Annotated in this window: 1 protein-coding gene; it reads left to right on the top strand. The window is 60.4% G+C overall.

What is annotated here, in order from left to right:
- The first annotated feature begins 74 nt into the window (after nucleotides 1-74).
- Complete coding sequence (locus tag IQ241_RS25160) at nucleotides 75-1,934, top strand: fatty acyl-AMP ligase (protein WP_228022097.1); 1,860 nt, start codon at nucleotides 75-77, stop codon at nucleotides 1,932-1,934.
- The last annotated feature ends 102 nt before the right edge of the window (nucleotides 1,935-2,036 follow it).

Raw genomic sequence — 2,036 nt, 5'->3', positions numbered from 1 at the left:
GATGGGTAGGGGCTGGGTCTCCCTGTCCCGCGCAGTAAGTTGATTGAGCTAAGTGATCAGTGGCGGAGGTGGTTTTGGCTAAGTCGGTTCAGGTTGAGGCTTTAACGCTGGTTGATTTGCTGCGGTGTCGGGCCGAGCAGCAGCCGGAGCAGCTGGCCTATGTGATGCTCAGGGCGGGCAAACCGGCGGGTGAGATGACCTATGGGGCTTTGGACCAGCGGGCTCGGGCGATCGCGGCTGGTTTGGAGGCTGAGCTTGAGATCGGCGATCGCGCTGTGCTGGTCTATCCCTACAGCGCTGGAATTGAGTTTATGGCGGCGTTTCTGGGCTGTCTCTATGCGGGAATCGTGGCCGTACCCAGCCATGCGCCTCGGAATCGCTACGGTCTGGATGACCTGCTGGCGCGGCTCAGTTCGGCGGGGGCAAGGGCGCTGCTGACCCCGGCCAGTCTTCAGGCAAAGCTGAAGCGGCAATTTGCGGCGAGTGCTTTTGAGGAATCAGAAACAATTCGCTGGATCGTGCCTGAGCAGATTCCTGACTCGGCGGCGACGGCCTGGACTCCTCCTCTGCTCACGCCCGAAACGTTGGCTTTCTTGCAGTACACCTCCGGCTCTAGCGGCCAGCCTAAGGGTGTCAAAGTCACCCACGGCGGACTGCTGCATAACCAGCGGGCCTTACAGCAGGCTTTTGGCCATTCTGCACAGACCATCGGCGCGGGCTGGCTGCCGCTGTTTCACGACATGGGGCTGATTGGCAATGCCCTACAGGTGCTCTACCTGGGTACGTTTTGCGTGCTGATGTCGCCGATTGACTTTATGCAGCAGCCGGTGCTCTGGCTCCAGGCGATTTCGCGCTATCGGGCCACCACCAGCGGCGGACCAAATTTTGCCTACGATATGCTCTGCCGCCAGGTGCCGGAGAACCAGCTCGCCAGCTTGGACCTCAGCTCCTGGGAAGTCGCTTTTTCCGGCGCAGAGCCGGTGCGACCCGAGACGATGGCACAATTTAGCGCCAAGTTCGCGCCCTGCGGTTTCCGCCGCGAAGCCTTCTATCCCTGCTATGGCATGGCCGAGGCCGTTTTGTTTATTACTGGCGGCCAAAAGTCCCAAAATCCAAAGATAATCACCGTCGATCCAGCCGCGCTCAGCCAAAACCGGGTAGAACCGTCTGATTCGGATCAGGGCCGAACCCTGGTGAGCTGCGGCCAGACCTGGCTAGATGGCGAGATCGCGATCGCAGATCCCACCACCCACCACCCCCTAACCCCTAACCACATCGGCGAAATCTGGTATTCAAGCTCAGGGCTAGGCCAGGGCTACTGGCAGCAGCCAGAATTAACCGAGCAAACCTTTCACGCTTTGCTTAAGCGAGACAGCGAAAAAGCTGGCCCCTTCTTAAGAACAGGAGACCTGGGCTTTCTCCACCAAGAGGAACTGTTTATCACCGGGCGGCTGCACGACGTCATGGTGTTCTGGGGCATCAACCACTATCCCCACCATATTGAACAGACCGTCCAAACCTGCCATCCCGCCTTTCGCCAAAACGGTACCGCCGCCTTTGCCGCCCCGCTCCACGGCCAGGAGCGGCTGATTATTGTACAGGAAATTGAACGGCGCGATCGCAACCAGCTCCAGGCCAAAGGCGTAATCGAAACCGTCCGCCGCAAAGTCTTCCAGGAACATTTCGTCGATGTCGCCGCCCTGCTCCTGCTCAAACCCGGCAGACTCCCCCGTACCCCCAGCGGCAAAATCCAGCGCCGCACCTGCCAAACCCACTTCGCTGCTGGCACCCTGGACCCCCTAGACGCTTGGCAGGCACCCCCCACCCAGCCCAGCGACCCAGCCACCCTAGTCCGCCGCTATCTCAACCCGCTAACCTACCTAAAAGGCTACACCGCCACCGCCCGCCACCACCTCCGCCACTGGCTCAGCTAATCGAATATTCTCGCCGTGCGGGCTTGGATACCAAGCCCCTACCCATCACCTCTTCACCCACTACCCACTACCCACCACCCATCCACCCACTACCCCCATGCC

The sequence above is a fragment of the Vasconcelosia minhoensis LEGE 07310 genome (assembly GCF_015207255.1).
GTDB lineage: Bacteria > Cyanobacteriota > Cyanobacteriia > Phormidesmidales > Phormidesmidaceae > Vasconcelosia > Vasconcelosia minhoensis.
The sequence above is the reverse complement of the archived record's forward strand: the minus strand, read 5'-3'. Positions and strand labels throughout refer to the sequence as shown.